This is a genomic window from Acidovorax sp. JG5 (assembly GCF_017939685.1).
Taxonomy (GTDB): domain Bacteria; phylum Pseudomonadota; class Gammaproteobacteria; order Burkholderiales; family Burkholderiaceae_C; genus Acidovorax.
The window spans coordinates 1-5,731 of the sequence record NZ_JAGKSE010000046.1 but is presented as its reverse complement, the minus strand read 5'-3'; the positions used below and the strand labels follow the sequence as shown (position 1 = coordinate 5,731).

5 protein-coding genes and 1 pseudogene are annotated in these 5,731 nt (G+C 62.2%); 5 read left to right on the top strand and 1 reads right to left on the bottom strand.

The window, feature by feature from the left end:
* The 3 genes and pseudogenes from J8G26_RS18865 to J8G26_RS18855 all read left to right on the top strand — a co-directional run.
* Positions 1 to 1,234: pseudogene (locus J8G26_RS18865) on the top strand (transposase); the annotation flags it as partial.
* Positions 1,235 to 1,399: 165 nt separating this feature from the next.
* Positions 1,400 to 1,831 carry a hypothetical protein gene (locus tag J8G26_RS18860; RefSeq protein WP_246881482.1) on the top strand — a complete coding sequence of 144 codons (432 nt, stop codon included), beginning with the start codon at positions 1,400 to 1,402 and terminating at the stop codon, positions 1,829 to 1,831.
* Between the two features lie 8 nt (positions 1,832 to 1,839).
* Entirely contained in the window at positions 1,840 to 3,885 is a 2,046-nt protein-coding gene (locus J8G26_RS18855) for a heavy metal translocating P-type ATPase (RefSeq protein ID WP_349238342.1), read from the top strand.
* A gap of 224 nt (positions 3,886 to 4,109) precedes the next feature.
* On the opposite strand, the gene J8G26_RS18850 is transcribed toward J8G26_RS18855, so the two are convergent.
* The gene (locus J8G26_RS18850; protein WP_210570772.1) at positions 4,110 to 4,313 is read right to left on the bottom strand and encodes a disulfide bond formation protein B; all 204 of its coding nucleotides are present in this window, start codon (positions 4,311 to 4,313) and stop codon (positions 4,110 to 4,112) included.
* Positions 4,314 to 4,441: 128 nt separating this feature from the next.
* Here J8G26_RS18850 and J8G26_RS19500 point away from each other — a divergent pair, with 128 nt between their 5' ends.
* Together J8G26_RS19500 and J8G26_RS18840 are read left to right on the top strand one after the other, a co-directional pair.
* Positions 4,442 to 4,585, top strand: a complete 144-nt coding sequence (locus tag J8G26_RS19500; RefSeq protein WP_246881480.1) for a hypothetical protein — start codon at positions 4,442 to 4,444, stop codon at positions 4,583 to 4,585.
* A gap of 58 nt (positions 4,586 to 4,643) precedes the next feature.
* Positions 4,644 to 5,731 (top strand): 2-oxo acid dehydrogenase subunit E2 (locus J8G26_RS18840; protein WP_246881483.1); only part of this gene is annotated, 1,088 nt, incomplete at its 3' end.

Genomic DNA, 5,731 nt, shown 5'->3' with positions numbered 1-5,731 from the left:
GAGCGGTGCTGAGCATGGTGCTGCGCATCTTTCTGCGGGTGATCGCACAAACTCTGCAGACCCACAGCCCCGGTGCGGCCCATATGGACAAGGCAGGCCTGCACATCGGTGCCATCGCCTTCATTCACCGATTCGGCTCCAGCCTCAATGAACACGTCCACTTCCACGTTTGTGTGGTGGACGGGGTGTTTGAGGAAGTGGAGGGCGAGGGCGATGCTGATGCGACCCCTCGAATCTCATCGCCGGGTGTCATCTTTCACGCGGCCACCGGCATCGATGCGGCTACCGTGGCCCCAGTGCAGACCACACTGCAAAAACGCATCCTGCGCGCCTTCGTTGCTCGGGGCCTGCTGGAGAACTGTGACGCCNCATCGATGCGGCTACCGTGGCCCCAGTGCAGACCACACTGCAAAAACGCATCCTGCGCGCCTTCGTTGCTCGGGGCCTGCTGGAGAACTGTGACGCCAAAGACATGCTGGGCTACAAACACAGCGGCTTCTCGGTGGATGCGGGGGTGTGCATCGAAGCCCACGACCGCGCTGCGCTGGAGCGGCTGCTGCGCTATTGCGCGCGTCCACCGTTTTCCATGGAGCGCCTACGCAAAGAGGGAAGCAAACTGGTGTACCGCTGTGCCAAACAGCGCAGCGAGCCCACCAGTGACAAGCGTGGTGCCAAGGCAGATGAGCTGCACCTCACACCGCTGGAACTGATCGACCGCATCGCCGCGCTGGTGCCACCGCCACGCACCCACCGGCACCGCTACTTTGGTGTGCTGGCACCCAACTCGCCGCTGAGAGCGGCGGTAACGGCGCTGGCCCAGCCTGCTGCGTCGCAACCAGCCACGGTGGAGACTGCACAACCTGGCGCGGGCGTACCTGGGGTGGCGGCGCCGGGCAACGCGGCCACACCCACACCCGAACCTGAAGCACGCCCGAAGCGAGCGGCGCATTACTTGTGGGCGGTGCTGATTGCCCGCATCTACGAGGCATTTCCGCTGCTGTGCCCCATGTGCGGTGGGCAGATGCGCATCATTGCCTTCATCACCCACAGCGCCGAAATCCGCCACATCCTGAACCACATCGGGGTGGAGTCTGCCCCCCCGCACATCACCCCGGCACGCGGGCCACCGCTGTGGGAGGGCTGCGACGCGCCGGTGGATGATGGTGCGCAAGGCGAGCCGGATTGGGATCTGGCAGCTCAACCCGACGAGGTAGACCAGCGCGTCAATTGGTGACCCAGTGAAGCGGCGGTATCCATCGCTGCGGGGAAGCAGCTGCACGCGCGCCAGGCCCAAATGCATACTGCCTCCCAAGCTCTTGCCATTGAGCGGCAAGCGAGCGCTCAACCTTCCTTGGCCGAACGTGTTTCGAGGCCCAAAACTCGTGCCATACTTGGCCTCATGCGGTTGAATTTCCTATCCGTTGCTGCGTTGCTTTCTGCAGAGATGTTGGCGCGAACGGGCCGCGACCCCGCTCTGCACTATGAGAATCTAGCCGATGAGTTCGGCAGTCCCGTGGCCCGCCGACTTGAGGCGGCTGCGACGGCACAGCAGAAGCAGCGGTTGGCCGCACTGGCACCCGAGCAGATAATCGCTTCGGAACTTGCCGGGGAGAGAATAGACAGTATCTTGAGCCATGCCCCCGGCAATGGCGAACCCATAGGCGGTATCAAGATCAACACTGCCAATGGATGGTTTACAGTGCGACCATCCGGCACCGAAGCCATCTACAAGATATACGCCGAGAGCTTCATCAACCCCGCCCACTTGCAAGCCATCCTCAGCGAGGCGCAAGCCATCGTTGATGCAACCCTATCCAAGGAATATCCATGACTGAACCTGTGCTGCCGCGGACCCAAAACGCGCCGCTATCTGCGCCTGAGCCGACCCCGCCCCACGATAAGCACGCGGGTCATGACCATGCTTCGGGCGGTCCGTTTGGAGAGAAATCGGAACTGATCTTCGCGATCCTCGCCGGCGTATTTTTGGCAATTGGTTGGTTGCTTCAGTGGCGCGAAATCGGCCCCGACTGGTTGCCAACGGCGCTGTACATCGCCGCCTACTTGTTTGGCGGCTGGTTCACGGCCATCGAGGCCTTCGAGAACTTGCGCGAGCGCCGCTTTGCGATTGACACCCTCACCCTTGTCGCAGCCATTGGCGCAGCTGCGTTGGGCAAGTGGGCCGAAGGTGCGTTATTGCTGTTCCTGTTCAGTATCGGCCATTCGCTGGAGCACTACGCGATGGGCCGCGCCCGCAAAGCCATCGAGGCTTTGGCCGAACTCGCACCCGACACTGCGATCGTGCGTCGCGACGGCAACACGCAAACCATTCCAGTCGCTGAACTGCAGTTGGGTGATGTAGTCATCGTGAAGCCGAACGAACGGCTACCAGCCGACGGCGTGGTGGTCGTCGGTACAACCAGCGTCAACCAGGCGCCAGTCACCGGCGAAAGCGTGCCCGTGGACAAGCGCGCTACGAGTGACGCCAAGGCCGCACTCGCAGCGTTTGACAAGCTGGGCGCCGAGTTCCGCGTCTTTGCCGGCACGATCAACGGGAGCGGTTCCATTGAGGTGATGGTGGCGCGGCGTGCCGAGCAATCGACCATGGCACGGGTAGTCAAGATGGTGACCGAGGCAGAGGCCCAGCGCTCACCAACCCAGCAGTTCACCGAACGTTTTGAGCGCATCTTCGTGCCTTCTGTGTTGGTGCTGGTGGTGATCCTGTTGTTCGCTGGTTTTGTGATCGACGAGCCGTTCGCCGCCACGTTCTACCGGGCCATGGCTGTGTTGGTGGCGGCCAGTCCCTGCGCACTGGCGATCTCAGTGCCCAGCGCCGTGCTCAGTGGCGTGGCGCGGGCCGCACGCGGCGGGGTGCTGATCAAGGGTGGCGGCGCACTGGAGAACCTGGGTTCGCTCACCAGCATCGCCTTTGACAAGACCGGCACGCTGACCGAAGGCAAACCCAAACTCACCGACGCCGTACCGGCCCCGGGCGTTACCGAAGACGAGTTGCTGGCGGTGGCCCTGGCGGTCGAGGAGCAAAGCGACCATCCGTTGGCGCTGGCCGTGGTGTCAGGCGCGCGTGAGCGTTTGGCAGACCGCATAAAGCCCGCGACCGTAGCCGACGTGAAAAGCATTACCGGGCGTGGTGTGCAGGCGCTGGTGGATGGGCAAACCGTTCACATCGGCAAGCCGGTGCTGTTCTCGGAACTGTCGGATTCGGCCCTGCCTGCAGCGGTGGAAGAGGCCAACAAACAATTGGTTGCCAACGGCCGCACGACGATGGTTGTGCGCCAAGGTTCGCGCTTTCTCGGCGTGCTGGGCGTGATGGACACACCGCGCCCCGTAGCGGCGCAGGTGATGGCGGAGCTGCGCGAATTGGGCATCAAGCAATTGATCATGATCTCGGGCGACAACCAGCAGGTGGCCGACGCGGTGGCCAAGACCGTAGGCCTGACCGAGGCGCGCGGCGACCTCATGCCCGAGCAGAAAGTGGAGGCGATCCAGAAGCTGCGCGCAGAACACGGCAAGGTGGCGATGGTTGGCGATGGCGTTAACGACGCCCCGGCAATGGCCAACGCTACGGTGGGCATCGCCATGGGTGCTGCCGGCTCTGACGTGGCGCTAGAGACTGCGGATGTGGCACTCATGGCGGACGACTTGGCACAACTGCCCTTTGCAGTGGGCTTGTCGCGTAGCAGCAGCCGCATCATCAAGCAGAACCTGTGGGTCAGCCTGGGCGTTGTGGTGGTACTGATTCCCGCCACGATTTTTGGCTTGGGTATTGCCACAGCGGTCCTGTTCCATGAGGGCTCGACGCTGGTCGTCGTGGTGAATGCGTTGCGCTTGCTTGCCTACAGGGGTAAACCGATGACGCGTGCAAGTTAAATGACCGAGGAAACGCTGTGCGGGGCGTAGGTGCAGCTGACTTGGCCTGTGCTCTGCATACAGCTTGCAACATATGTCATGCAGATGGCGAAGTGTCGGCGTGGCGGCCAGACAGCCTCCACATTCCCCACCATGCTACCGGCGCCAAAACAACAACACTCGCCATGCCCGGGAAGTAGCCATTGGGCTCTGCAACAAATAGTGGAAAAGCAAAATGGGCGAGCTCAGTAACTCCCATTGCCGTAAAAGAGTCCATACCAAACAGTAGCCATCCCGAGAATGACGGCCAGGGGAAACATCGCTATGCGCTGGTACCAGCATAATGTGCAGGGTGTCATCATCATGACTTCACCAATGAAGATAGCTCCTGCAGTTGACAACGTGGCGAGCAGCCAAGCGGCAAGCAGAAGTGGCCATACGGACTTCATAGGCCATCCTTACTTAGGCCAAGGGATTGACGCTTTGAAATGATGATGGTGAGCCCAAACCAGGCAACCATGGAACAGACAATGAACATGTCAGCGAAGTTAAAGGCTGGCCAATGAAGCGCCCTCCAGTGCACATCGAGAAAATCCACGACGGCACCTGTCTGGATACGGTCAATCAAATTGCTGCCACCGCCTGCCACGACACCCGCACCGATCCAACATTCAGCAGGGTCGATTTTGCGAAGCAGGCACAGAAGCGTTATTGGCAGTAACACCAAAACACCCATAAAGATGAAAAACCAACGTTGCCAGCCACCAGCGTCCGCCAATATGGAAAAAGCCGCAAAAACACCGACGCCCAGCGCCGCTCCCGTTGCTGCACCGGCGCCCGACGCAGCGGCGCCTGTCGGCACCATCGAAGTGCGCGTGCCCGACATCGGCGACTTCAAGGACGTGGCCGTGATCGAGCTGCTGGTCAAGCCCGGCGACACGGTCAAGCTGGAGCAATCGCTCTTCACGGTCGAATCCGACAAGGCATCCATGGAGATCCCTTCGCCCGCTGCGGGCGTGATCAAGGAACTCAAGGTCAAGATCGGCGACACCGTCAACATCGGCGACCTTGTGGCCGTGCTGGAAGGCTCGGCGGGCAATGCGCCAGCGGCGGTTGCTCCAGCCGCACCGGCCGCATCAGCAGCGCCAGTTCCTGCCGCCGCTGTGGCAGCGGCTGCGCCCCCCGCAACCGCTATCGCCTCTGCCTCCGTGCCCGCGCACCAGCCCGGCACGCCCGCTGCCGGCCTGCCACACGCCAGCCCCTCGGTGCGCAAATTCGCCCGCGAACTCGGTGTGCCGCTCGACGAAGTCAGGGGCACTGGCCCCAAGGGTCGCATCACGCAAGACGACATCCAGGGTTTCACCAAGGCGGTGATGGGCGGCGCAACACAAACCAAGGTGCAGGCAGCCAAGGCACCCGCCGTCAGCGGTGGCGGGTCGGGCGTGGGCCTTGACCTGCTGCCCTGGCCCAAGGTCGATTTCGCCAAGTTCGGCCCGGTGGAGCGCAAAGACCTCTCGCGCATCAAGAAGATCAGCGGTGCCAACCTGCACCGCAACTGGGTGGTCATCCCGCACGTCACCAACCACGACGATGCCGACATCACCGACCTCGAAGCCTTCCGCGTGCAGTTCAACCAAGAGAACGAGAAGAGTGGCGTCAAGGTCACCATGCTCGCCTTCATGATCAAGGCCGCCGTGGCCGCGCTCAAGAAGTTCCCCGAGTTCAACAGCTCGCTCGACGGCGACCAGCTGGTGATGAAGAACTACTTCCACATCGGCTTTGCCGCCGACACGCCCAACGGCCTGGTGGTGCCCGTGATCCGCGACGCCGACCAGAAGGGCATCGTCCAGATCAGCCAGGAGATGGG